We start from the raw sequence: 23,786 nt of genomic DNA, 5'->3' as shown, positions 1-23,786 counted from the left end.
CGGCGTCGATCGGGGGAGGCGTCCGTCGCGTCTCGAGCAGACTGATCCAACCCGATCCCGAGGGACGGCGTATGGCTCGATGCCCACAGCGGCCCGATCCCGGGAGCGCTCCTCGAGTGTCCTGCCGAGATCATGCCCCGACTGAGTGCCTTGTGGCACTCGTTTACGAGGTGATGACCCAACGGGCTCAGCAGATGAAGCTTGACCAGTTGTGCGAGCAACTTGAAGGTCCTGCGCGCTAGGCGGTGACGGGAAGTCGGTGCGTAGCTGCGTCGTCAGCAGCGGCAGCCTGCGGCACCCAGTTTCAAACGCTTGCGAGACGACACGACTCCCGACAAAGGGACATGCCGGGTGCGCACTGATCAATCTGCAATGTCGGTCGGATCGCAATCGGATATCGCACCTGTACGGCGGATCGACCCCTTCAGATAGTCGCAGAACGACTTCACTGCGCACTGGTAGTTGCGAATCGTGGATCTCACCCGGTGGCGTTGACTCACCAAATCCAGCATCCACTCATCCAGGTGCTGCGCTGTCCAGTGCCATGGGCACTCGTTCGTGTAGTCGAGGAATCGTTGAACCACTCCGCGACGATCACGCACCGTGGTCCGCCGCAAACCCCGGCCGCCGACCTGCTGCGCTTCCCAGCTCTGCAGCATCGCCTTCAGGACAGCGTCTTCTGCGCGCAGCAATGCCACGCCGTCGACCGGCTCTAACCTCGCCGATCCCGGTGGCTCTCCGTCCAACGAAGCCATCGCACATCCTCGTTCAATGATCGAATCGTGCATCAAATGCGCGTTTCTTGACAAGGATGCAGGTTGAGGGGCCAATCAACAGACATAGGGGATGTGCCCTACCATCCTCAGCTACAGGGGCTTTCGGAGCGGGTTTCGTGCATCGGATGCAATTCTTCGCGGAAGACCCAGCCCACGACGATCGCCTCGGTGTTCTTGCGCAGCGGGGTCTTGATCCAGACCGGTCCCCGCTGGCCAGGCCGATAGGTGGAGTCGACGCGCTTCGCGACCACACCCTCGAGGTGGTGCTCGCGGGCCAGGTCGAGCATCCGGTCGCCATCGACGCCGGTCCAGACAAAGGTGGGGAACCGCTGGAGACCGACTGACAGAAGGCTGGCGCCATGCGGAAACTGATCTTTGGCATGAACCTGACCTTGGACGGCTACATCGCCGCGGCCAGCGACGACATTGGTTGGAGCGCGCCGAGCGACGAATTGTTCCAGTGGTGGCTCGATCAGGAGCGGGCGAGCGGCCTGTTGCTGTACGGGCGCAAGCTCTGGGAGGCAATAAGCTCCTACTGGCCTACTGGCCCACTGGCGACCAGCAGCCCAACGCCACCCCGGCGGAGATTGAGTTTGCGCGGAACTGGCGAGATACGCCGAAGGTGGTGTTCTCCTCGACGATCGAGAAGGTCGACTGGAACACCCGCCTGGTCACCGGCGACGCGGTCGCCGAGATCACCCGGCTCAAGGCCGAAGACGGCGGCCCGATGAGCATCGGCGGGGCAACACTCGCAGGGGCGGCCATGCGGGCCGGGCTGATCGACGAGTACGCACTGGCCACCCATCCGGTCCTGGTGGGTGGCGGCACTCCGTTCTTCACCGCGCTGGACAGTTGGGTGAACCTGAACCTGGTGGAGACGCGGACGTTTCCCTGCGGCGTGGCCATAACCAGGTACAAGACGAAGCGCTGAGCGTGATTCTCTGAGCTGTGGGGGAAATACTGCTGTTCGCTCGAGCGGCACCACAAGCGCCTGGGTCGAACCCTCAACCCGGACGGCAACTTCCGCATCATCGAGCGGTTGTTCCCCAGGTCCGGCGAGTTCTGCGGATGAACGAACTCGAGACGATCACCGACGGCCGTAATCGAAGCCGCCGCCAGCATCCTCGTCATCGGCGATTAACGGCACCAAGCTGTCACAGAATGCCGCCACTTACCGATCAACTCCACACCGCTCCCCAGGGTGAGATTCGTTCCCGGACCCGAATCGGGCGTCCTGGTTGAGGATCCATCAATCAGTACACCCGATCCGGGGTGGTTGTAGCCGCCGGCCAGCGGCTCGGTCGTCCCGCGGGCGTGACCCTGGAAGAACTCCTGGAGCCACAACGCACCGAAAATGGCGGCGAAGCTCTCCATCCTGTCGGAGGTGCAACAGCACAGCCGCGCCCCGAAGTCGGAATCCCCGCACTTCGGTCACTGACCGGCCCCGTGTAAGTCGGTGAAGCTCTCTGCTGCCGAGCCCGGAACCGCTCTCTAGTCAGCCGCTACGTCCTTCACGAGGCGCGCAGGCTGGAGCACTGGCATGCGGCCAGGGTGCCTTCCGCAACGCCGGCCTCCGTGATTGCCTCCGGGTTGGGCGCGGAGCGTACGGGTCCTGCGGGCACGCTCACGGCTTCATGGGCGTCATGTACGTCGTGTCGCGGCCACAAGGAGAGCGCGGCAACGGTCCCTGCCACGGCGAGCACGGCGAGGACGGACCAGGTGACGGTGAATCCGGAGTTCGTGCTGAGCCAGCCGGCGATGGGATAGGTGATCAACCAGGCGAAGTGCGAGAGCGAGAACTGGGCCGCGAAGACCTCGGGAATCTCAGGCGGCTGAACCGAACCGCGCAGGACGGCCCCTGTCGGGGTGACGACCAACGCCATGCCGCTGCCGATCACGACCCACACCAGGGCCGTTGCGACCTTGCTGGTCAGGTCCGACGCGGTGAGCGTGACCGCGGCCAGCGTGCCAATGACGAGGACCGCGGCCCCGGTCATCATGACGGTGCGCTCGCCGATCCGGTCCAGGATGCGCGGGAGCACGAGGGCCACCAGCAGGGTTCCGCCGCCAGAGGCGGCGAGCATCCACGCGACATCGGTCTGCGACCCGCCCAGGTTGTCGCGAACGTAGTTGACGGTGTTGACGATCACGATCGATCCCGCCGACGCGACCACCAGGTTCAGCGCCATGATGCCACGGAGCCGTGGTGTCTTTGCGAACCGCCTGATCCCTGCCGCGGCCCGGTCCCAGGCGTTGGCGTGGGCGCTGGGTTGGGCATTGGGAATGCGGGTCGACAGGACGAGGAGGGCAGAGAGGACGAAGCCGATCGAGGTGCCGACGAACAGCCAGTTGAACGTCATGAAGGTCAGGGCGACTGCGGCCAGCACGGGGCTGAGCAGGCTCTCCATGGTGTAGGCGACCTGAGAGGCGGACAGGGCGCGGGTGTAGTCGTCCTTGTCGGGCACGATATCGGGGATCACGGCCTGGAACGTCGGTGTGAAGGCGGCCGACGCCGCCTGGAGCAGGCCGATCAAGACGTAGATGTGCCAGATCTCGCTGATGAACGGCAGGGCGAGAACCACTGCGGCGCGCACCATGTCCAGTAGGACGAGGAACATCCGTCGGGGCAGCCGGTCGACGTACGCCGCTGCGAGCGGGGCGATGACCACGTACATGACCATCTTGATCGTCAGGGCGGTGCCGAGGACCTGGCCTGCGCGCGGGCCCGCGAGGTCGTAGGCGAACAGCGCGAGGGCGACCGTGGTCAGTCCGGTGCCGAACAAGGCGATGACCTGGGCGCTGAGCAAGTGGCGGTAGTCGCGGTTTGCGAACAGGCGCATGGTTTCCTTTCCTGTCCGCATCGAGGGGCACCGACTCTGGCGAGGGTGTGGTGTCTACGGACTGTTGTCGAGTTCTGGTGTCAGGCCGGCGACCAGGTTGAAGGCGCCGGTGAGGATGTTCAATGCGACGATGCCGACGACGTCGGCGATCGCTCGGTCGCTGTAGCCGTGGCCGCGCAGCGCGTCGACCTGCTCGTCGGTGATGGTCGCCGGCTCACGGTAGATCTGCAGGGCCAGGGCGATGATCGCCGTGATCGCGGGATCGGCCGAGGCGCCGGCACGGGCACGGGTGATCTCCTCGTCGTCGACCCCCGCGGCGCGGGCCGCGACGACGTGGGAGTCCAGACACAGTCGGCAGCCTTGCTGGGCCTGGATCGCGATAGAGATGCGCTCACCGACCCCGCGGTTGAGCTTGGCCCGCTTCATCGCCCGGCTGAGCTGGAGGTAGCCGCCCAGGACCGCTGGCGAATGCGCCATCGTGGAGACCATGTCCCCAACCTGGCCGTGGCGGGAGACCAGGTCGGACAGCAGATCCCGGGACGCGCCGACCGCCGTGTCGGGGGTGAGCCGGGCAAAGCGGGGCGTGGTGCTTCCGGGCGCTTGGTGAGGGGCTTCGGTGGAACTCATGGTGCGCCTGTCCGCTGGTGCGCTGCCGCGTCGCGGCGCCGATCAATGCTGGTGGTGGCCATGATGGCCGTGTCCTTCGTGTCCCGCGTGCGCTTCGTGTCCCGAGGCGGCGTGCACCGTGAACTCCGCCGTCCGGACCACGCCGTCGTGCTGGAAATCCAGGTAGAGGCGGTAGTAGCCGGGTGAGGGTGCGGACGCCATGAACCTGATGTCCGGCCCGGGCGCGCTCACGCCGTCGCCGGGCGCTCCCTCCGGGTGGACGTGGAGATACCCGAGGTCGCCGACGCGCAGCGCCACCAGGTGCCCATAGGCGGCGAGGTAGGGCTCCAAATCGGTGACCGGCTGGCCGTTCCTGCCGACGCTGAGCATGAGCTCGCTCGCCTGGCCGGGGAGGAGCTCCCCGTCGAGGGTGACGGTGTATTCGCCGATGTGCGCGGTGCGCACTGCCGCAGGGAGCGGCTGGGGCTCATACTGCCCGGCGACAGAGGCGTCGATCCCCAGTGTCATGGTGCCGTCGTGGCCGGTCGGGTGGAAATCCGCGAAGAACCGCCAGACCCCGGGGGTCAGGTCGAGCTCGACGCTCCAGGTCCCCGACTCGCCCATGATCGGGTGCACGTGCTGGAAGCCGGCCGTGTCGCGGCGAACGGCGATGAAGTGCAGCTCCTTGTCGTGCTCGGGTGTGAACTCGGTGACCGCCTGCCCGCCGGGGCCGATGACCCGGAAGGACACGGGCTGTCGGCCGCTGGTGCGGATGGGCGAGTCGAAGTCGAGGGTGTACCCGTGCTCGGAGACCGCGAGTCCGCCGGCCTGGGCGCTGCTGTGACCGCTGTGATCACTGTGGCTGGATTCGTGCTTCATGGTGCCTCCATCGTCGTGCTGTGTGTTCTCGTGCGCTTCCACCGAAAGGTACCATACCCCCCAGGGGTATGTATCTATAGATGGGCGTGACGGTGTCCGACAGATAATCCGGACACCGGCATACTCTCCGGCCAAACATCAACAACGGTGTCTTGACGCTGCACTCGCCGATCGGACCTGCCAACTACCGGATCACCGACGTCCCCGGTGGCGGATACATCGACTCCGGGCAGGGGTAGCGGTACTTCCTCGGCGGTGAGACCTTCTTCGGTCCCTCCGTGATCGGCCACAACACGCTGACCCCGCTCTGTTCGAACCCTGCCAGCGCACAGTTACACACAGAACGCCGCCTCGTGCTCCACGAGGCGGCGTTCTCCTTTCTCCACGACACGAACACCGCGGGCCGTCCGCGCCCTCACCAACCGTCGTCCCAGTCGTCCTTTCCCGCGGCCGCCGCGGCCACGCCGGCTGGCTCGGGGGCTCCTTGGGGCAACACCGGCTCCTGCGCAGGAGCCGGCTCCGGGGCCTTCGTCAGAGCAGGCGAAGGTATCTCCCCGACTTCCAGTGCCGGAGTATCCGCCAAAACCCAACGAGGCTCACGGCCACCATCGGAGTTCGGAACCATCACCTGCTGGTAGCCCTGGGCGGAGAGCAGCGCACGCAGGCGGTCCTTCGACCCGGTGATCATCAACGACGGATCCCACGGGCACTGCTCCGTCGCGTTCGGCAGATACGGCACGTGAACGACCTGGTATCCCAATTCGCTCGTGGTCGCTTACGCGCGGCCCTCCAGGGTGCCCTCCTCGGGGAACCGTGTGCCGTGGTTGGTATCGAGGATCTGCTTCGAGGTGTACTCGTTGACCGGGCCCACACACAGACAGAACTCGCACATCTCCTTGAGCTGCGTAGACATGCGGTCCTTGTCGGGCTTCTGCGCCACCAGGATCATGTTGATCTCGAGCGCGCGGGCGAGCTGTCCAAGCTCCTCCATCTGCGACCGGGCGGTGACCTTCTGCCCCTCGATGTCTTCGTTGTCGGACTTCATCCAGAAGTTCGCGAGCTCGTCGAAGAACAGGATCAGGCGCTTCGGTGCGGGGCCGTCCTCGGCCTCGAGCTCCGGATTCTCGGCATACAGCTGGCGGAGGTATCGCAGGTTCCGCACGCCGCGCTTCTTCAGCAGCGACTGGCGGCGGTCCATCTCCTGACGCACGTAGGCGACCGCGTCGACGATCTCGATCGCCCAGGCCGCGAACCGCATGACCGCGGGGAACTCGGGAGTCCACGTGAAGTCCGTTCGCTTCGGGTCACACACGATGATCTCCGCTACATCACTGCACCACAACGTGAGAAACAGGATGATGTCCAGCGCGACTGAGTTGTGGGTGGGGACAAGAGCTTCGCCGGCCAGGAACTGGCGGGTGGGGGAGTCGACGGAGATGCAGCGCATTGGTGTCGGTGCGATCTTGCGGACGTCGACGATGTATCGGCTGTCGTGGCGGGAGTGTTCGCCGCGCGGGCGCGTTCGTCGTGGGCGAGTTACGCGATGCCGCAGGCGACGCCGTTGCTTGGCTGGGTTCGCCCGTAGCGTCGCCCGGTAGCCCAGGCCGCGTGCCAGCTCGAGTGCATCGTTCGCGAGGTGCTCGTTGGTGTTGGTGAACTCGACTGCCCCACCAGGGGCCACGGTGCCGTCGGTGTCGAGGAGTCCAGCCAACAGTTCACGGCGCTGCTGTTCACCGGCCTCGAGGTAGCGGCGCGGAATCCGCTTCATTGCTTCGCCGGACCGCGTCTTGAGGAGCCCCTCTGTTCGCAGTGCGGTCGTCAACCCGCCCACCCGGTAGAGAGGCGCGACCGTGCCAGCGGTGTGTGTGACGACATGAACGTCGTAGCCGTCGAGCCGGATCCGGTCGATCACCTCCGGATCCATACTGGTGAGCTGTCCTCCGCGGGCAGTGCCGTCGCCCAGCCAGGCGCCGAGCGTGTAAGGGCCGATCGGCAGCACCGCGTCCGGGTACTGCAACGGCTTGCTCACGGGGACCGAATGGTTGAGGTGACCGCTGTCAGTGCGGAGGGAGTGACGGATCTCGTTGGTGGTGCGTACCTGCCCGATCGCCATCCGCTCACGCTGATCCCACAGCGGCTGGTCGCCATGGACGGCGACCATGCGTAGGAGCGCGCCCTTCGGATACAAGGCGACGGCAGGGCCGAGTCGTTCAACCGTCCGTTCCGGCACATCGAGTGTGACTTCACGAACGCCGAGCCGGCTGGACAGGTGGGATGCGTTGATCAGCCACTTCCGAACGGTTTTCGCCGCAATGCCAAGTCCAGCAGCGATGTCCTCAGCCGTCAAGTCGTCGTGGGTGCGATTGTGGGCACAGACCGCCAGCAATGCGTCCACATGGGTGACGAGTTCACCGCGCGCACGCGGGGACCGGACACGGCCGATTAGGTAGTCGCACAGCGCTGCACCCGAGTAGACGCGAACCTTCTGCCGCTGCCGAACCTGCTGCTGCGCGTAGTGGTAGGTGCGGTGGACAGTCCGGCGTTCCCGGGCCGCGCCGATCGACTTCGCCAGATCATGGATGCGCTTGGTCGTCCCTGACACACCAATGAGTTCTGCTACCTCGGGGATCGAGATGACGTCGTCCGGGCGCGCTGCATCAGCTTCCGCACGCAGCCGGCCAGTGACCTCGGGCGCCAGCCACGGCTTCCGCTGCCGAATGGACACAGAGGGGCCGCTTGCATTCGCCGAGCGAGACCGGCGCGCGGCGCGGTCTTCGGTCCGTCACAGGTGGGCGTCATCCGCGACGATGACGGTGCAGTCGGAGAACTCGACCTCGAAGCATGAGTCGGACAACGGCTGGTCGTAAACCCCTGTGACCGTGCACGGCCGCCCGTTCTCGTCGAACACCTGGTCGCCGATCGCAAGGTCACCGAGACGACGCCACCCGATGGTCGTCAGCATCGTTGTGTCGACCGACAGAGCTTCCCCAGCGCCGGTGCGGCCGCCGATCAACCCGTGCGCGCAATTGTTGAGGTCCCAGTAGAAGGTGCCGCCACCCTTCTGTGGGCCGATGTAGATCTTGCCATCGCGGAATTTGTCGACCACCTCCTCGAACAAAGGGGTTCCGTTCTCGGGTAACGGAATTGCGTTCGCGAGTCGGGGGACTGCGGTCAGCTGGACGAGGCCTTCGGCGGATCGCCAGTCGTAGTGCCAGTCGCACGCGGTATACAGGCCGTCGTAGTGCTGCTCGAATGCGTCTCGGGTGTCCGGCTTGGATACGTCCAACGCGCCGAACTGGACCTGGACCTGCGCCGGCAGCGCGACGGGTGCTTCTTCTCGACGGCGCGTTGGTCACGGCCGGTGGTGAAGGCGTTCGACCCGAAGTCTGCGGTGAATGCGATGGGCACCCAGGGGTCCCCGTGCACTTCCTCCTGCCAACCGGTGACCTGGGAGCTGACCGAATCCTTGCTTCGTGAGGCCTGTCCTGCGACGAGGTCGGCGACCCAGCGGGCCGAGCGCTTGCGTTTCGCGTCGCTGGAGTCGGAGTCGACTCCAGCGATCTCGAGTGTGCCGTCCATTCGAGGCCGCGGCGGTACTCGCTGTCGCAGCCGCGTTCGATGCCGTCCCGCACGTCCTGGGCGGCTACGTTGTGGGATCCGTACATGAACCGGATCCCGGCCGGGACGGGGACCGGTCCGTCGGTGGGGTGTTCGCGGGTCGTCCACTCGGTGACCTGCAGGTCGTAGTGGTCCGCGGCGAGCTGCTTGAGATTGATCTTGAACCAGTCGGTGAACTTCGTTCGAAGGAAAGCGATCTCACGATGCTGGTGCAAGCGTTCGTCGCCGGCCGGGACGGCTTCGGCCTGGAGCTGTCCAGTGGCCGGGTTGGTGGAGTACACTCAGCCGCCACCTGCCTCGCTGTGCGGGTTCGGGTTCGGGATCTGGTCGAGGGCCTTCTCAAGCAACCCTCGGGCCAACGGTGGGGCAGCCGGTGCGGTCTTGGAGATGGTGACAGCGAGCGCAGCGGGCCGGTTCTTCGTCCCCCACCGGGTGACCTTGACACGGGAAGCGGGCAGGACCGGCACTGACGTGGTCGACCTGGGATGGCCGGCAACCTGCCGGGTGTCCTCGATCAGAGCATCGACGAACCGGCGGCGGGCGGGCATGACCCGCGCCGCGCGGCCGACAGTGACGAGCAGTCCGACGCCGAGCACTGCAGCGATCACCAAGGGAGTCTTCGCGCCGACGAAGTAGCCGGCGGCCGCGGTGCCAGCGAGGAGGACCCAGTTCCAGACGTTGCGGCGGAGCCCGAACACTGGGGTGGAGTCAGTGAACCACGTCAGGGCCAGCCAGTCCCGGAGGACTTCGATTCCCTTCTGTTTCGCCTTCGCTTTCGCCGCAGCACCTGCGCGGGCTCCGAATGTGGAACGGGTGGGCATCGGTTCGGACCTCCCAGTTGACGATCAGGTCGGGCAGACCGTACGGGCAAGGGTCTCCGCCCTGTGCCGACCTCTCCCACGCCGCTCACGGTGAGGTCCAGTGTTGTTCTTCCGCGCCATCGGACACACGAAGGGCGTAGGGCGGGGCGAGCGAGCGTGCGTGGTACCAGAGCGAACGCGAGACCGGTCGGCCGGCCGACCGAGAGATCGATCGGTCTCGATCCCTGCGTCGCTAGTCTGTAGGTCACGCACGCGCGCAATCGTTTTCTGGGATCGCGGTCGATCTGGGTAGTGATGGGAGATTGAAGTGGCGCTCTACGACGCGTACGTCTTCGATGTGCAAGGCACTCTCATGGACTTCTTCTCGCCGGTGACGTCGGCAGTAGCCGACTACCTCGGATGCCCGCCGGATGCCGAGCTTCCTGGGAACATCACGCGAGCCTGGCGGCGAGACTACTTCGAGCGAATCGCGAAAGCCGATCAGTCAGCGCAGAACTGGCATCCGGTCCAGGACGCCTACGCTGCAGGTCTGCACTCGGTCTGCGCTGAACTCGGAATCACGATCCCCGAGTCAGACCACTCCCGATTGGCGGCAGCATGGAAGAAGCTCGTCCCGTGGACTGACGTACCGGATGGGCTCCGCCGTGTTCGGTCGGAAGCCATCGTGGCATCACTGTCGAATACTGACATGTCGACGATGGTCAGACTTTTCAAGGACCTCGGGATGGACTGGGATGCGGTCCTGACTGCGGAGGTGTTCGGGGCCTTCAAGCCTGAGCCGTTCGTCTATCAGCGAACGTGCCGCTACCTCGGGACCCGGCCGGAGCGGACCGCCATGGTGGCATCGCATCCGTACGATCTTCGCGCCGCTCGCGCTGAAGGACTGAAGACAATCTTCGTGTACCGGCCCGAGGAGTTCGGCCGCATCGAGGACGCGGTCGACGACACTACAGAGGAGTTCGATCACCGAGTGGACGACATCCGGATGCTGCCCTAGGCGGCCGAGGACCTCGAAACCGTGAGCATCGGTTGTCCGCCCCGCGCCGAAACGAAGCCGGGAGATTCGCGGGCCGGTGCAGATCGCCTCCCCCATCCATAGCTGGCTCGACGCCGACCTCACGGAGGAGACGGTCCGCGCGGTCGCGCGGAGGACAGAAGTTCGTGGCCGGCTGCCGGTTCTTCGGGCGAGCCGTACAGTGGGGGAAGGCGCCCGGAGACTTGCTTGTTCCGTGCCGACCTCTTCACACCCCAGACAGCGGGCTGGGTGATCGAGTACACGAAGTCAGCCGCGGCGTATACCTGCGTCGGCGGCGGGGCCTTCGACATCCTCGCGCGGAGCTGCGCCCGGTCGCCCGGGCGCCCGCCGCTTTCGTGCGATACCGACAGATAAAAGGGACACGCCGTGAACAGCAAGCATGATCCGGTCAACGGACGACTTTTCTACGATCCGCGGGCCGAAGCGGAGGGCGATAGCGGCGCGAACCACACGGCCACCGAAAAGATCACCAGTATCGTCACCACTGCTTCTCGCCCGGCGTCGAGAAGCAGCGAGGAGATCCATCGCGCACTCTTCAGCGCCCGATAGTCTTCTGCGACAACACTTTTCGTCACCGATATCGCGACCGACCATAGCGGCGTTCCGACCGAATGCGGGCTTACCGTCGAATGTGTGGTTGACTGTGTTTGGTCGTAGTTTTTGTTCGCGTTTTGCCACGCTCGCAAATCCTTATTGCGGGCGGATGGATCTCCTGTTCAGGAATCGCCGTCGTGTGATACCGGCCCAGCCCTACCCATTTTCGGTAGAGCTGTTGAGCATGACAAGAGGAGATATACATGGCAGAGGGCACCGTGAAGTGGTTCAACTCCGAGAAGGGGTTCGGCTTCATCGCACCTTCGGACGGTTCCGCTGACGTCTTCGCGCACTTTTCGGAGATTCAGAGCGGCGGGTTCCGCAGCCTCGAAGAGAACCAGCAGGTGCGGTTCGAGATCGGTCAGGGCGCCAAGGGCCCCCAGGCGACCGGTATCACCGTAATCTGATCCACCCCGCTCTCCCCCTCGCGGGGATGTGAGGCCACGTCGGGCCCCGCCCCTCCTATGCAAGGGGGCGGGGCCCGATGTGTTTCGCGTTATCGGGAAAACTCAAGCCGCGCAGACCGATCCGAGAACGCCGTGCCGTACCCCAGCCCCGGAGTGGGGTGTTGCCGCCGGGTGCGGTGCGCCTCTGCCAAGAGCGCGTTCTCCCCGAGCAGGCGTGCGCGAGCATCGTCCAGATCCAGGATGGTGGCGATGCCGGTGAGGTTGACCCCCAACCCGACGAGCTCGCTGATCCGTTCCAGTCGCCGTAGGTCGTTCGGGCTGTAGCGGCGGGTTCCCCCCACCGTGCGGTCCGGTGAGATCAGGCCGCGACGCTCGTACAGCCGCAGCGTCTGCAGGCCCACCCCGGACAGCTCCGAGGCAACCGAGATGCCGTACACGCCACGACTCGAGCGATCCGTCGAAACCGTATCCGGTGCCACCGTGCCCTCCGCATCGATCGTCGTTGCAGCTTCAACAACCCGACACCTGACACGATAGACCGCCCACACGCGGACCGCCCGACTCCAGGCGCGCACCGAACCCGGGCCACCGCCGTATCGCCGAACCTTGTGGGGCGAGCCCCTTTCAGGGGTGAACGACCCCGTGCAGGTTCTCCACGGCCCGCGCCACGGCAGCCAACTCCGCCCGTGCAGAGTTCATCGCTGCGGCATGACTGAGCGGGACCGCCCGCACCGCGTCATCCTCGACCGGCCGGCGTCTGCCTGTTCGGGTCACCCGTTCCCGCTCGTCGTGCACGTGCTGTCGGTCCGCATATATGCGGCGCCAGAACGCTGCATCGAGGGTGAGGGGCATGGGTTCCATTCTGTCAGTGAGCGGTTGACCGAAGCGAACCGGAGGCAGGATATGCGCAGTCCGCCCCTACCTCCGCGGATATGCCACCGCCGGAACCGCTTTCGATGCCGTGACCTGCACATTGGCGTGGGTGACGACTGTCACAGAAAGTCTGTAGCGGCGACTGTAGACAATCCTGATTGCCCGTTGTACTGTTCCTCTTGTCGATACAGAAGGATCCGAGAAGGCAGGTAGAGGACGAACTACCTGCATGAAGGAAAGAACTGGTAAGTAGGGCGGGACGCGTCGAGAAGGTGTGTTGATGTGTTTGTCGAAGGACTCGATGCGTCCCGCCATCTACCTGGCAGCTAGATCGCCTCGGTAGAGAAATGCAGGGAATGGGTAGATGCAGGACCTGCGGCGCCGGTGAGTTGGGTGCCGCTTCCGGGGCGGTAGCGAGATCGCTGCCCCGGAACGTCGAAGGAAGATCCCCGACTGGGAGGTGGTGCACGGTCAGCTGTTACACGATCGCGTCCCGTCCACCGAGGCGGGGAACAGGTAAGGATGCCGGCCTGATGGCCGGTCTGGGTAAGTAAATCCCCTCGGGCCCCGGCACCGTACAGGCGCCGGGGCCCCCGTCCGTGCATACGAAAGGCGTCACGCACATTCCGCCGAAGCCAGATAACAGCAGCCCGAACGCCAGCGGCCCGGGAGACAAGTTCGACGACGAGGACTTCCCGGCCTACAGCATGGGCCGAGCCGCCGAACTCCTCGGCGTCACGCAAGCCTTCCTCCGTAGCCTCGACACCGCGAAACTGATCATCCCGCTGCGATCCGGAGGCGGCCACCGCCGCTACTCCCGCTACCAGCTCCGCATCGCCGCCCGCGCCAGAGAACTCATCGACCAGGGCACCCCCATCGAGGCCGCCTGCCGCATCATCATCCTCGAAGACCAACTCACCGAAGCCCAACGCATCAACACCGAACTCCGCCAGGCGCAACAACACCCGAGTCAGGCCGAGCCCCCTGCGGACACCACCGACTGAGGATGGCCGGTGACACATGGACGCACTGATGAGGCGACCCGGGAGACTTCGCTGACCGACGTCACCGTTGTTCCGCACCCGCTCGAGGAACCTCGATGCATGGGCAGCGCCGGATGGCGGTGGGGACGTTTAGCCTGCAGCCGTGATGCTGCGTGACACCGATGGCGGTGCTGACGAGTCTGGCACCCGTAGCGACAGCTCGCACCTCGGCCGCGCCGGTGGCATTGGCTGCCGAATCCGCCAATCCACCGCCTATCAGGACGGCTGGCTCACCAACATCGACCTCGATGCCGGCCCTGTGGGAACTCGCACAACACCTCAAGGTCGGAACGGAAATCGACAACGAACTCGCCGATATGGCACCCGGAGTGGGCGTCGCGCCGACACAACCGGCGGACCCGGCCAGCGCTATCGAGCAATCCCGAACGGTTCTCGAATCCTGCGCCGAACACGTCCAGGGCGGATCGAACCGACTCACCGCCCTCGTTCAGCAAGTCGAGGCATTCGACGTGGAGCTCGCCGCACCAGCGCGCCGAGCCGCGATCGAGAAGACCCGAGCACAGCGAGAAGCCGCGGATGCTGAACGAGCAGCACGAGTCAACGCGAGCCATAACCAGCTCGAGGCCATCGAACCTGTACTCGACGACGTCGCAGACCGCATCGTCAGCCAGCTCGGCGTGTACAACGAACTCCGGATCGACGAGCAACCGGTTGCCGACGATCCCGACACCAACCACGCCGCCGACAACCGGCGCTGAACGCAACGCAACCGGGGGAAATGAAGGGGTTGGAGGGGCACCCCGGATGCAACGAGCATGGAAGGAACGCAACAACAGTGGGGGAGAATATGCGGTGGCGCGACCGCGGACCATGTAAGACCGCTCCGGACCTCTTTTTCCCGGAGAAGCTCGAGACGAGGAAAGCCGACAAGGCGATGCGGATATGCAGAGGCTGCCCAGTACGCGCGGACTGCCTGGAGCACGCCATCGCTCAACGTGAGAAGCACGGGATCTGGGGCGGAACCACACCCGCCGTACGTGACCGACTCCGCCGATCCCGGACCGCAGCATGAGAGAGGCCACCAACATGCACAGCAACGCCAACACCACCAGCAGCAGCAGACGGCCGGCGACGCCCAGACCGACCGCCGCGACCGCCCAGCCGGACCGGCCCAGCAAGACCGATCAGATCCACGCCACGCTATTCAGTCACTACCAGCGCTGACATGCCCGGCGCGCCAACAGATCACCAGCGCGGAGAAAGGCAGCAATGCGGATTGGGAGCCTGGTCCGGATCCGCCCAGACGGAGTGTCGGTCTTCGTGACCGATGCCCTCGACGAGGACGACCCCGACCGGATCATCATCAAGCCGGTCGACGAGAACGCGCCCGGCGCATACCCATTCCCGATGCGCCGCCACGAGCTGATCCCACACCAGAAATCCGGGCGGGACGGAACCTAAGGAATTTCGGACATTCCGAGGGTGAATCGCGGGACCGACACACCTCAAGCAAGCAGTAGGCTCGCACCGACATGGTGTCGGGGCGGGCCTACCTGTTTCGGTCACTCGTAGTGGTAGAACCTCAAGAAGTCCGGATTGTGGATCGGCCCGTAGATGATCATGCCGGCGCCACCGTTCCCCTGCGTGGCGGCCAGGTCGATGGACTGCTGGGCCGCGTCGCCCGCGCGGAGTCCGGGCGTGCCGTACCACACCTTCGTCATCTGCGGGTACAGCGGATTCAGCAGCGGACCCGCAATGCGGACCTGCGAGAGCGCCACAGCTTCACCGTGATTGACCTCAATCCTGGTGTTGCCCTCGATCGGCTGCACCGTGAACGCCGATGCCGTCCCGGCGCCGAGTACCTAGGCGGCACACGCGCTGGCCGCCGCGGCCGCGATCTTCACTACTGCCTTCATGCTCACCACTCCTGGATTATGTCGAAGCGGCTGCCCCAGATTGCGGGATCGTTCACGCTGAACTCCAGGTAGCCACCGCGAGCAACGGTCTCGTCGATCAGCTGCTGGCTCGTGGCGTCCACGTACGGCAGCGGGCTGTCGTAGATCGAGCCGTCACCGAGATACACACCGACGCGGTCGTGCGAATAGCATCGGCCGTGTGACTACTGCGTGGAAGGGCTCATGACAGGACGTCGAACGCTTTCCGTCGAAGTCGAAGCCGTCGCGATCGAGGATCGCGAGATACCGCCTCCTCGAGTCGGATCGGTCATCGCGTTCCCACTCCGGTTCGTCCAACTGCCACCCGCCGGTGACGGGGTGGTCACTGTGCGTGCGCTCCTCGAATCGAGCACTCGGACACCGATCTGGCAGTACACGCGCGAATCCACCCCGCGCCAGTGGGAGTGGTGTGCCCTGCTGCGCGGGGAGCGGCGGTAGTGGTGCTGGTGGCCTATGAGGGCGCTCCTCAACCAGACCTATCCGTCTACTTTGAGACCTAACCGAGATGCTCGGTTTGCCCGTTACGGGCCGAATACCCCTGCTGTCCGATTAGAACTAGGAGGTTCACAGGAAACACTCAGGAACGGGGGAATTATCTTGAATTACCAATCGCTAGCCGGCTTGGCTGGCAGGTCTCGACTCCGGAGGGCGGGGGCCCGGTCGCTCACTACGGTTGCGGTGGCGGCAACACTGCTCATGACCGGTGCTGGTGTCGCAGTCACTGAGCCCGCGAGCGCACCGACAGAGTCGGCGCGTCCAGCACCGCAGCAGCCGGTATCGGCAGACGATCCCGTGCTGTCATCGAAGACCGCTGAACCGGATCCGGATTGGGCGCCAACCGAGAACCCGAAATCGACGGTGGTTCCGGGGCAGATGCGTTCGGATCGCGAAGAAATTCCGGAGCCGTTCACCAAGGCAGATGCCGACAAGGCTGAGACCATGGAAGCCCGTCTGAAGATTGCGCGCGTCGCTCCGGGGTGCCAGGTGTACTGGCCGTCGCCCTACGAGGTGTGTGGGGCGATCAAGGACAAGTACAACAGCCTGGGCGGCCCCGGCAGCTTCCTGTCGTTCCCGAAAACGAACGAGCTCACCAACCCGGGGGACACCGGCAAGCGCACTGAATTCCTCAATGGACCGATCTACTGGTCGGTGGCCGGCGGCGCCCATCCAGTCGTCAACAGCTTCTTGAATCGCTGGGGAATCCATGGATACGAAGCCGGGTGGCTGAAGTATCCGCTCACAGACGAGATCGTACTCCCAGACGGCGGCCGCCTACAGGAATTTGAGACCGGCGCGATCTATGTTGCCATCCAGAACGCCATCGGCTCCGCCATCAAGAATGGGCCGGTCCGAGACAAGTGGAACTCCGTTGGAGGAACAGCGCCGGGGGGAAGCCTTCTTGGATACATCATCGGTGATGAATTCGGACTACCGGACGGCCAGGGCCGCATGGCTCGATTCGAACACGGCGTCATCTACTGGTCGCCCACGACCGGCGCCTACACCGTTCGAGGTGACGTCCTCAACCGGTGGGGGGACGATAGATACGAGGACGGCGGTTGGGGTTACCCGATTGCGGAGCAGATAGATCTGCCGAGCGGTACCATCACACAGGAATTTCAAGGCGGAACCATCGGAATTTATACTATCTTCAGCGGCGAGTTCGAGTATCAAGATGCGGCGGGCGGTCTCAAAATATGCAAATTCGACGGCAAGGCGGATTTGCCCCACTACTCGACATGGAAAATGCCCGACGGCACGGTCGTCAAAGATAAGGCTTCGGTCCACGGATGGTGGAAGGAGAGGAGTGGATGTGCTGAGGGAACCAGAGCCAACGTCACGGTCCAGTTGCAGAGCATGGAGCCCGATGGCTCGTGGGTGGACCGCGGAGCACTAGGCTCGAAGGACAACCTGTACTCGGGCGGCGGAGGCGCTAACCGAGCAGCAGCGAATACACCCTGCGTGGGCTTCGGTCCTAAGACTTGGCGGGGCGAGGTCGACGTCGATATCATTGGCGCACCGGATCCGGGGAACAAACACTACGGTCCGACAAGAGAATTCAACTGCAGCTAGAAGATGGGCTGAACAGATGGTAGTGGCGGCGGATGAGTGCTTCATCTCGATATACGGCACCCTCCGCCGCCACCCCTGGATCAATACCGAAACCATGAACGAAGACGCGTACAGCCTTTTCAACGCATACGCCGAGGCGCTCAAATGGTCTAGCTCAGCGACGTACCCCGAATACAGCGGCCTCACTCCGGCAGACCCCCAGCGCAAAGCTGAAATGTGGGGGATGAACGACGCCGGAGGAAATTGGTCCAGCGAGGTTGATGGCACCGCCGTCCACCTACTGTGGGTACAGACCTGTCCGTCAAATTTGGCGAAGCAAGTCGGTCTACCGATAGCTCAGTTGGGCGTGTGTGCTGAGAAGACGTTGGAGCGCGTAGGGCTCGTGTCCCTCGTCGGTGTGCAAATGATCCTTCCAGTCGGATACGCCGCTGCTCCGTGGCCGGAAGGGTTCGAAGGTTTGTGCGCCACGTCGGATCCAGCGAAGTCAGCTGTTTTGCGGGTCGAGATCGACGGCGGCGAAGACGACACCTGCGTACGCAATGCAACACAGATCGTCGATGAGTTGAATAAGGCTTGTGAACGGGATGGCATTCGCTTCGGCAGCGCTTCCATATCCGACTCTTCTTCATATCTTCTCGAAGAGCCTGAAGAGATGAATCGTGGCGCCTGGATAGGCAGCAGCACCCGAAAAGTCGCGACCTATGTTTCGTTGCCGGAATTCTCGATCGATATCTGTAGCTATCTGATGGCGCACATTGTTCGTTCCTGTAAAATGGCTGGCATAACTACTTCCATACTCACCAGCATTCGTCTTTGAAGAAGACTTGCCGGGCAAGCGTTTGTGACGGGCCCGGGTCCAGAGCGGGTGCCAGCAGATGGCGACTGAACCGACCCTCGGTATCAGTTTCAGAAGTCGGCTTTACGACGTCCTGGGCGAACGAAGGGCCGTGACGAGTCTTCTGATCGTCTGCTGTCAGACGTGGTGTGCACTATCGTCCGGCCCATGCCCGTAGGGAGCGCCGATGGTGGTGCCGGTGACCGTGGAGGGGAAGGTGGTCGCCGAGTCCGGCGTGTTGACGGCATCGGAGTCCGAGTTGAGATCGGCCCCGCGGTGGCCGATCCACCGCGCGCCCCGACATGGTTAAGCGTGTCGTCGTGGCTGTACCGGATCGCCGCCGTCTACCACCTCACCGTGGGCGAGCTGCTCGAACACGATCTCGGCCACCCGTCGGTCGATGCCGGCAGGGTAGACGTCAGCGAATCAGCGTGCCCAGATCGTGCCGTCGCCACATTCCTCTTCCCTCTGGTTGTGCTGCCGTCCCGCATGGGTGGGGCCGTCGAGCAACCCACGGTGTGGAACTGGGCCTTAGGCCCTTGACGGAGACCGTGGGATACCTGCCACTTTCGGCCGTCAGAACCACGCCACTTACAGCCGAAGATCACACCCGTGGCGGTCGGTCGCGGCCTCTGTTCGGAAACGTCCTTGGTCTCAACAGATCAGCGCATCACTGCTGATGAAATGATGCGTGACTGTGGGGGCTTGGATGGGCAGCAAGGCGCGCGGGTTCACTGCTGAGCAGGAGAATCTGATCTGGGATCTCCATCGACGCGGGGAGTCGTTGCGGGAAATAGAGCGCGTCCTGGGGGTGACGATGCCTCGGATTCGTCGTTTTCTGCGTGAGTCCGGTGGCATCCGCCCGACACCGCGACGACGTCGGGCCGAACATCTCACCGCAGATGAGCGTGAAGCGATTTCCCGGGGGATCGCTGCCGGGGACAGTGCTCGGGTGATCGCTGACAAGCTGGGGCGAGCGTCGTCGACGGTGTCCCGAGAGATCGCCCGCAACGGCGGCCGCGACGTCTACCGGGCTGTGACTGCCGATTCTGCGGCGTATGACCGGGCTCGGCGCCCAAAGGAGTCGATCCTGTCTTCGCGGCCGGTCCTGCGGGAGATCATCACGACCCAGCTGAACGAGCAGTGGTCCCCGCAGCAGATCTCCGTCTGGCTGCGGCTCGAGCATCCGGCCGATCCGCAGATGTGGATCTCACACGAAACCATCTACCGGTGTCTGTATGTTCCGGCTCGTAAAGTGTTCGACAGCAAACTCTTTCATCAGTTGCGAACCGACCGACCGATCCGCCGGCCGCGAGGGAAGAAGCGATCACACGGTCGGGGTCGGATACCCAACATGATCTCCATCGACCAACGCGGCAACGACGCGGACACCCGCAGCGCTCCCGGGCATCTGGAGGGCGACCTGGTCTTCGGCACACGGCCGTCGGCGGTCGCCACGCTGGTGGACCGACACACCCGTGTCACGCATGTGGTGGCGCTCCCGGACGGATACCGCGCCCATGCGGTGGCGGATGCGCTGATCTGCTATCTGGCGCAGCTGCAGCCGCAGCTACGTCGGTCGCTGACGTGGGATGGGGGACGGGAGATGGCCGAGCACGAGCGGATCACCACAGCCCTGGACATGCCGGTGTACTTCTGCGCTCCACATCATCCGTGGCAACGCGGGACGAACGAGAACACGAACGGGCTCCTTCGTCAGTACCTGCGCAAGAACGCTGACCTGTGCGGCTTCACCCAGGACGACCTCGACGTGATCGCGACCAGACTGAACAACAGGCCTCGCCGTGTGCTCGATTGGCACAGCCCACGCCAGCGGGAGGCGCTGGTGCTCGGCACCGCCGCAGCCGAATAGCGCCCACCTGCGGTTGGCATGATGATGGCTATGGCTGCCACCGGACTTCCCGAACTCGACGTCGCTCGGGTCGTGAAGTACTGCGAGAGCAGAGTTCCCGAACAGTACCGCCATGAGATCCGAGTCGAATGCGACATCGCGTCGCGCCATCTGACGATCTGCGAATGCCGGCCGCCGTGGCGGGAGGACCTCGGCCCCCAATGGGCCCGGTTTCCGATCGCCCGGCTGCACTACACCAAGAAAACCGGACTGTGGACCCTGTACTGGCGGGACCGCAACCTCACCTTCCACCGCTACGCGTTCTTGGAACCGAGCCCGTACGTACAGGACTTGCTCGACCACATCGAAAACAGCGGAGACCCGATCTTCTGGGGCTGACCCACTACAGTCTGTGATGCGCTGATCTGTTCCTCGAACTGGAATCGTCGCTACTACCGACCGCATCCCCACGACCCTGTCCGCTGTCTGATCAGCACCCGGACAGAATGGTGGGCGTGCAACGCCACAGAAGAGTCCTCGTCTCCTTCGCCGGTGGGGTCGGTCACCTCAATCCCCTACGTCCGATCGCGCGTGCACTCCGAACTATCGGACACCGGGTGGGCGTGTGCGGTCAGGCGAACATCGTCAACGGGATCGGCGGGTTCGACGCCTATTTTCCGGTCGGGACTACGACGTCAGCTCCCACTGGGGACTCGACCGGCAGGCTCGTCACGCCCGACCTCGACCACGAGTTCTCGGTGATCGGCACACACTTTGCGGGCGCACTCGCCGCCCGGCGCTTCGGTCACGTGCGCGGAGTCATCGACCACTGGAAACCGGATCTGGTGATCTGCGACGAGATGGACTTCGGGGCAATGCTCGCGGCCGAACAGGCCCACGTCCCGCGGGCCGTCGTCAATGTCATTGCCTCCGGCGCCCTAACCCGAATGGAACGAATCCGTGAGCCGTTGGCGCATCTCCGAGCAGTCCACGGACTGCGAGATGATCCCGCTGGCACCGAACTGACTCGCGACCTTGTCGTTTCACCCTTTCCACGTTCTTTCCGGCATCCCGACTTCCCGCTCCCCCCAACCGCACTATCGATCCGGGCCGAATCCGAGCCCGACACCGGTCGATACCCTGCCGTCGACTGGCTTGCCGCTGGCGACGAGCCGCGACGCGTGTACTTGACCCTCGGAACAGTCTTCAACACCGAGTCCGGCGACTTGTTCACACGCGCACTCAAGGGACTGCGTACCTTGCCCGTGCGAGTCCTCGCGACCACCGGCAGAAACATCGATCCCGCCGCCATCCCTGTCGCCGCCGACAACATTCGGATCGAACAGTTCATACCGCAATCGGCAGTGCTGCCGCACTGCGATCTTGTCGTCAACCACGCCGGGTCCGGAAGTGTCATCGGCGCGTTGGCCCACGGCATCCCCGTGATCACACTGCCAATGGGGGCAGACCAAGAACTCAATGCCCAGCGCCTGACCGCCCTGGATGCCGGGATCGCACTCGATGCGATCGCAGTGTCGTCCGACGAACTCCGCGAAGCAGCACGTACCACCCTGACCTCGGACCCCCTGCGGGACGGAGCCCAGCGTGTGCGTGACGAGATCGCCGAGCTGCCCTGCGCTGCATTGATCACGCCAGACTTGGAGAACATGATGGGTCAAGAAGTTTCGAGCGAATCGGTGTGAGCGCTGGCGTCCTTTGCGGCGCCTGGATCCGCCCGCCCAACGGCCGACTCGGTCGTACAGGCGTCGACCTCCGACCGTGACGCTGACATCGGTTCAGGTGTCCTGCTTGACGATCGTCAAACAGGACGGCCTGCGACCGGGCGCTCAAAGCGTGTGACTTCCAGCGATAGGTGGCACGGTTCTGAGGGATGAAAGTGACAGGGATGTCCGGGACCCGGTCCGAGAGGGTTCCTAATTGATTGCTACGCGGGCCGAAAGCCTGCGTGCGGACCGGCCCTCCGCGCCGTGTGGGTGTGACGCTTATGGGTTCCTGGCGGCCGTCTTTGCGGGATGCCTTTACACAGAACGGCGCGGCTCACCCGGCGTGGAGGGTTTCGGTGGTGTCCTGCTTGTGGTGCGAGCCGGCCGCAGGGATCGACCTCTGGTGATGGTGTTCACGAGCTCCGAGCTCTTCGATAGATCGAGGGGACTGCTGCACGATCAGGTGACAGATTCGGTCACGCAGCCTGAGTGGCTGGTGTGGTCATGGTGGTCTCGTATTCGGCGGGGGTCAATTTGCCGAGCCTGCTCTGGCGTCGGCGGCGGTGGTAGGTCCGTTCGATCCAAGTGACGATCGCGATCCGGAGGTCGTCACGGGTGGCCCAGGGCTGACGGTCGAGGACGTTCTTCTGCAGCAGCGCGAAGAACGATTCCATCGCGGCATTGTCGCCGCACGCACCGACCCGGCCCATCGACCCGACCATCGCATGCCGACCGAGAGCGTGGACGAACTTTCGTGATCGAAACTGGGCGTGTTCAACTGGTCGATGCAACACCGGACTGCTGGATTGAGCGTAGCTGTTCGTCGAAGACTTCGGCGGGGGTCTTCCAGTCAAGGATCTTTCGCGGTCTGTTGTTCACCGCCAAGGCAACCGCTTCAAGATCTTCGGCAGACCAACGAGACAGATCGGTTCCCTTCGGGAAGTACTGGCGCAGAATACCGTTCGTGTTCTCGTTCGTTGGTCGCTGCCACGGTGAGTGTGGATCGGCGAAGAACACTCTCGTGCCGGTGTCGAGCGTGAACTGGGCATGCCCGGAGAGTTCCTTCCCGCGGTCCCAGGTAAGGGTCTTGCGGAGCTGGCTGGGGAGCCTTGCCATCGAGGCTGCCAGCGCGGCGTTCATCGCGACGGCGCCGTAGCCGCCGAGCGAGGTGCCGTTCTTCACTGGTGGCTTCTCTCCCCAGCCGTCCAGCCGAGGAAGGTGAACGAGGAGGACGGATCGGCTGCTGCGCTCGACAAGTGTGCCGATCGCGGAGCGGCCGGTGCCGATGATCAGATCACCTTCCCAGTGGCCGGGGACCGCTCGATCGGAGGCTTCAGCCGGGCGTTCTGAGAGAACGACATTCGCGGTGACGTGCCCTTGTGGTTTGTTCTGTGACCGCGCCCGAGGCTCCCGCAGCGCGCGGCCGGTACGCAGACACGTCACCAGTTCGCGTTTCAGGGCGCCCCGGCCTTCGATGAACAGTGACTGGTAGATGGCCTCGTGGCTGATGCGCATGGACTCATCATCAGGGAAATCCACCTTCAGCCGCTGCGAGATCTGTTCCGGGCTCCACGCCGTCGCCCACCTCCTGTCCTGCCGATGCGGCTTGTTCAATCCCTTCCACACCGGTGTCACCGGGCCCGCAACGACGCTCCCGTCGGGGTGCCGAACGTTGCCGGCGAGCCGCTCCTGCACGTACTCCCGCAACACATCGTTGCCGACCAGCTTCGCAGTCTTCGGACGTTTCGCGGCATGCTGAGCCTTCCACTGCGCCACCAGAGCCCGGTAGACCTGCTTACCGCTCCGGGTGGCTGCGTTGCGACGCAGCTCACGCGAGATCGTCCCGGGGTCGCGTCCGATTCGGCGGGCGATCTCGCGGACTCCGAATTCCTG

At 64.4% G+C, this 23,786-nt stretch carries 25 protein-coding genes and 3 pseudogenes; 13 read left to right on the top strand and 15 right to left on the bottom strand.

All coding sequences use genetic code 11. From position 1 onward, the window contains the following. Positions 1-362 precede the first annotated feature (362 nt). Together AC1RIF_RS22275 and AC1RIF_RS22270 are read right to left on the bottom strand one after the other, a co-directional pair. Entirely contained in the window at positions 363-755 is a 393-nt protein-coding gene (locus tag AC1RIF_RS22275; RefSeq protein ID WP_492603553.1) for a site-specific integrase, read from the bottom strand. 164 nt (positions 756-919) lie between these two features. Then, positions 920-1,087 (bottom strand): annotated as a pseudogene (locus tag AC1RIF_RS22270) (ATP-dependent DNA ligase); the annotation flags it as partial. A 48-nt stretch (positions 1,088-1,135) separates the two neighbouring features. Here AC1RIF_RS22270 and AC1RIF_RS22265 point away from each other — a divergent pair. Beyond that, positions 1,136-1,707, top strand: a pseudogene (locus AC1RIF_RS22265) (dihydrofolate reductase family protein). A 580-nt stretch (positions 1,708-2,287) separates the two neighbouring features. Here AC1RIF_RS22265 and AC1RIF_RS22260 read toward each other — a convergent pair. The 7 genes from AC1RIF_RS22260 to AC1RIF_RS22230 all read right to left on the bottom strand — a co-directional run bounded on the left by AC1RIF_RS22260 (position 2,288) and on the right by AC1RIF_RS22230 (position 9,540). After that, the gene (locus tag AC1RIF_RS22260; RefSeq protein ID WP_492603552.1) at positions 2,288-3,616 is read right to left on the bottom strand and encodes an MFS transporter; all 1,329 of its coding nucleotides are present in this window, start codon (positions 3,614-3,616) and stop codon (positions 2,288-2,290) included. Positions 3,617-3,670: 54 nt separating this feature from the next. Continuing rightward, positions 3,671-4,243 carry a carboxymuconolactone decarboxylase family protein gene (locus AC1RIF_RS22255; RefSeq protein WP_492603551.1) on the bottom strand — a complete coding sequence of 191 codons (573 nt, stop codon included), beginning with the start codon at positions 4,241-4,243 and terminating at the stop codon, positions 3,671-3,673. Positions 4,244-4,285: 42 nt separating this feature from the next. Continuing rightward, complete coding sequence (locus tag AC1RIF_RS22250) at positions 4,286-5,101, bottom strand: DUF8832 domain-containing protein (protein WP_492603550.1); 816 nt, start codon at positions 5,099-5,101, stop codon at positions 4,286-4,288. Positions 5,102-5,516: 415 nt separating this feature from the next. Then, complete coding sequence (locus tag AC1RIF_RS22245; RefSeq protein ID WP_492603549.1) at positions 5,517-5,840, bottom strand: hypothetical protein; 324 nt, start codon at positions 5,838-5,840, stop codon at positions 5,517-5,519. 36 nt (positions 5,841-5,876) lie between these two features. Next, a complete protein-coding gene (locus AC1RIF_RS22240) occupies positions 5,877-7,703 on the bottom strand; it encodes an LAGLIDADG family homing endonuclease (protein ID WP_492603548.1) in 1,827 nt (608 codons plus the stop codon). A 180-nt stretch (positions 7,704-7,883) separates the two neighbouring features. Further along, positions 7,884-8,387, bottom strand: a complete 504-nt coding sequence (locus AC1RIF_RS22235) for a hypothetical protein (RefSeq protein WP_492603547.1) — start codon at positions 8,385-8,387, stop codon at positions 7,884-7,886. 613 nt (positions 8,388-9,000) lie between these two features. Further along, entirely contained in the window at positions 9,001-9,540 is a 540-nt protein-coding gene (locus AC1RIF_RS22230; RefSeq protein ID WP_492603546.1) for a hypothetical protein, read from the bottom strand. Between the two features lie 307 nt (positions 9,541-9,847). Between AC1RIF_RS22230 and AC1RIF_RS22225 the strand changes: the two genes are divergently transcribed. From AC1RIF_RS22225 to AC1RIF_RS22215, 3 genes are all read left to right on the top strand, one after another. Continuing rightward, complete coding sequence (locus AC1RIF_RS22225; RefSeq protein ID WP_492603545.1) at positions 9,848-10,537, top strand: haloacid dehalogenase type II; 690 nt, start codon at positions 9,848-9,850, stop codon at positions 10,535-10,537. Between the two features lie 405 nt (positions 10,538-10,942). Continuing rightward, a complete protein-coding gene (locus tag AC1RIF_RS22220; protein ID WP_492603544.1) occupies positions 10,943-11,125 on the top strand; it encodes a hypothetical protein in 183 nt (60 codons plus the stop codon). 248 nt (positions 11,126-11,373) lie between these two features. Next, on the top strand, positions 11,374-11,577 hold the full coding sequence (locus AC1RIF_RS22215; RefSeq protein ID WP_107987593.1) for a cold-shock protein: 204 nt from the start codon (positions 11,374-11,376) through the stop codon (positions 11,575-11,577). An 89-nt stretch (positions 11,578-11,666) separates the two neighbouring features. Here AC1RIF_RS22215 and AC1RIF_RS22210 read toward each other — a convergent pair whose 3' ends face one another. Both AC1RIF_RS22210 and AC1RIF_RS22205 read right to left on the bottom strand, forming a co-directional pair. Then, the gene (locus AC1RIF_RS22210) at positions 11,667-12,074 is read right to left on the bottom strand and encodes a MerR family transcriptional regulator (RefSeq protein WP_492603683.1); all 408 of its coding nucleotides are present in this window, start codon (positions 12,072-12,074) and stop codon (positions 11,667-11,669) included. A gap of 127 nt (positions 12,075-12,201) precedes the next feature. Further along, entirely contained in the window at positions 12,202-12,429 is a 228-nt protein-coding gene (locus AC1RIF_RS22205) for a hypothetical protein (protein WP_492603543.1), read from the bottom strand. A gap of 620 nt (positions 12,430-13,049) precedes the next feature. Between AC1RIF_RS22205 and AC1RIF_RS22200 the strand changes: the two genes are divergently transcribed. The 4 genes from AC1RIF_RS22200 to AC1RIF_RS22185 all read left to right on the top strand — a co-directional run bounded on the left by AC1RIF_RS22200 (position 13,050) and on the right by AC1RIF_RS22185 (position 14,915). Next, on the top strand, positions 13,050-13,454 hold the full coding sequence (locus AC1RIF_RS22200) for a MerR family transcriptional regulator (protein ID WP_492603542.1): 405 nt from the start codon (positions 13,050-13,052) through the stop codon (positions 13,452-13,454). Between the two features lie 161 nt (positions 13,455-13,615). After that, positions 13,616-14,212: a hypothetical protein gene (locus tag AC1RIF_RS22195; RefSeq protein ID WP_492603541.1), complete on the top strand. Its 597-nt coding sequence runs from the start codon at positions 13,616-13,618 to the stop codon at positions 14,210-14,212. Between the two features lie 20 nt (positions 14,213-14,232). Next, on the top strand, positions 14,233-14,526 hold the full coding sequence (locus AC1RIF_RS22190) for a WhiB family transcriptional regulator (protein WP_492603540.1): 294 nt from the start codon (positions 14,233-14,235) through the stop codon (positions 14,524-14,526). 248 nt (positions 14,527-14,774) lie between these two features. After that, on the top strand, positions 14,775-14,915 hold the full coding sequence (locus AC1RIF_RS22185; RefSeq protein WP_492603539.1) for a hypothetical protein: 141 nt from the start codon (positions 14,775-14,777) through the stop codon (positions 14,913-14,915). Between the two features lie 101 nt (positions 14,916-15,016). On the opposite strand, the gene AC1RIF_RS22180 is transcribed toward AC1RIF_RS22185, so the two are convergent. Both AC1RIF_RS22180 and AC1RIF_RS22175 read right to left on the bottom strand, forming a co-directional pair. Further along, positions 15,017-15,232 carry a hypothetical protein gene (locus tag AC1RIF_RS22180; protein ID WP_492603538.1) on the bottom strand — a complete coding sequence of 72 codons (216 nt, stop codon included), beginning with the start codon at positions 15,230-15,232 and terminating at the stop codon, positions 15,017-15,019. Positions 15,233-15,372: 140 nt separating this feature from the next. Further along, positions 15,373-15,537 (bottom strand): hypothetical protein, encoded by a 165-nt coding sequence (locus AC1RIF_RS22175; RefSeq protein WP_492603537.1) that lies wholly within the window; start codon positions 15,535-15,537, stop codon positions 15,373-15,375. Positions 15,538-16,087: 550 nt separating this feature from the next. Here AC1RIF_RS22175 and AC1RIF_RS22170 point away from each other — a divergent pair. The 5 genes from AC1RIF_RS22170 (at position 16,088) to AC1RIF_RS22150 (ending at position 21,872) form a co-directional block, all read left to right on the top strand. Continuing rightward, positions 16,088-17,482: an LGFP repeat-containing protein gene (locus AC1RIF_RS22170; RefSeq protein WP_492603536.1), complete on the top strand. Its 1,395-nt coding sequence runs from the start codon at positions 16,088-16,090 to the stop codon at positions 17,480-17,482. A gap of 16 nt (positions 17,483-17,498) precedes the next feature. After that, positions 17,499-18,299, top strand: coding sequence for a hypothetical protein (locus AC1RIF_RS22165; protein WP_492603535.1), 801 nt, complete (start codon positions 17,499-17,501; stop codon positions 18,297-18,299). A 727-nt stretch (positions 18,300-19,026) separates the two neighbouring features. Further along, the gene (locus tag AC1RIF_RS22160; protein WP_492603682.1) at positions 19,027-20,190 is read left to right on the top strand and encodes an IS30 family transposase; all 1,164 of its coding nucleotides are present in this window, start codon (positions 19,027-19,029) and stop codon (positions 20,188-20,190) included. A gap of 30 nt (positions 20,191-20,220) precedes the next feature. After that, positions 20,221-20,568 (top strand): DUF3024 domain-containing protein, encoded by a 348-nt coding sequence (locus AC1RIF_RS22155; RefSeq protein WP_492603534.1) that lies wholly within the window; start codon positions 20,221-20,223, stop codon positions 20,566-20,568. A 218-nt stretch (positions 20,569-20,786) separates the two neighbouring features. Then, positions 20,787-21,872, top strand: a complete 1,086-nt coding sequence (locus AC1RIF_RS22150; RefSeq protein WP_492603533.1) for a glycosyltransferase — start codon at positions 20,787-20,789, stop codon at positions 21,870-21,872. 497 nt (positions 21,873-22,369) lie between these two features. Here AC1RIF_RS22150 and AC1RIF_RS22145 read toward each other — a convergent pair. Together AC1RIF_RS22145 and AC1RIF_RS22140 are read right to left on the bottom strand one after the other, a co-directional pair. Next, a pseudogene (locus tag AC1RIF_RS22145) lies at positions 22,370-22,663 on the bottom strand (integrase core domain-containing protein); the annotation flags it as partial. A 4-nt stretch (positions 22,664-22,667) separates the two neighbouring features. Further along, a partial coding sequence (locus AC1RIF_RS22140) for an IS30 family transposase (protein WP_492603532.1) occupies positions 22,668-23,786 on the bottom strand: 1,119 nt, incomplete at its 5' end.

The sequence above is a fragment of the Prescottella sp. GW823-FHT02E09 genome (assembly GCF_058797375.1).
The sequence above is the reverse complement of the archived record's forward strand: the minus strand, read 5'-3'. Positions and strand labels throughout refer to the sequence as shown.

Coding starts and splice junctions, on each gene's coding strand:
- AC1RIF_RS22275 (WP_492603553.1), bottom strand. CDS start 755: ATGGCTTCGTTGGACGGAGAGCCACCGGGATCGGCGAGGTTAGAGCCG.
- AC1RIF_RS22260 (WP_492603552.1), bottom strand. CDS start 3,616: ATGCGCCTGTTCGCAAACCGCGACTACCGCCACTTGCTCAGCGCCCAG.
- AC1RIF_RS22255 (WP_492603551.1), bottom strand. CDS start 4,243: ATGAGTTCCACCGAAGCCCCTCACCAAGCGCCCGGAAGCACCACGCCC.
- AC1RIF_RS22250 (WP_492603550.1), bottom strand. CDS start 5,101: ATGAAGCACGAATCCAGCCACAGTGATCACAGCGGTCACAGCAGCGCC.
- AC1RIF_RS22230 (WP_492603546.1), bottom strand. CDS start 9,540: ATGCCCACCCGTTCCACATTCGGAGCCCGCGCAGGTGCTGCGGCGAAA.
- AC1RIF_RS22215 (WP_107987593.1), top strand. CDS start 11,374: ATGGCAGAGGGCACCGTGAAGTGGTTCAACTCCGAGAAGGGGTTCGGC.
- AC1RIF_RS22205 (WP_492603543.1), bottom strand. CDS start 12,429: ATGCCCCTCACCCTCGATGCAGCGTTCTGGCGCCGCATATATGCGGAC.
- AC1RIF_RS22195 (WP_492603541.1), top strand. CDS start 13,616: ATGGCGGTGCTGACGAGTCTGGCACCCGTAGCGACAGCTCGCACCTCG.
- AC1RIF_RS22190 (WP_492603540.1), top strand. CDS start 14,233: ATGAAGGGGTTGGAGGGGCACCCCGGATGCAACGAGCATGGAAGGAAC.
- AC1RIF_RS22165 (WP_492603535.1), top strand. CDS start 17,499: ATGGTAGTGGCGGCGGATGAGTGCTTCATCTCGATATACGGCACCCTC.
- AC1RIF_RS22160 (WP_492603682.1), top strand. CDS start 19,027: ATGGGCAGCAAGGCGCGCGGGTTCACTGCTGAGCAGGAGAATCTGATC.
- AC1RIF_RS22155 (WP_492603534.1), top strand. CDS start 20,221: ATGGCTGCCACCGGACTTCCCGAACTCGACGTCGCTCGGGTCGTGAAG.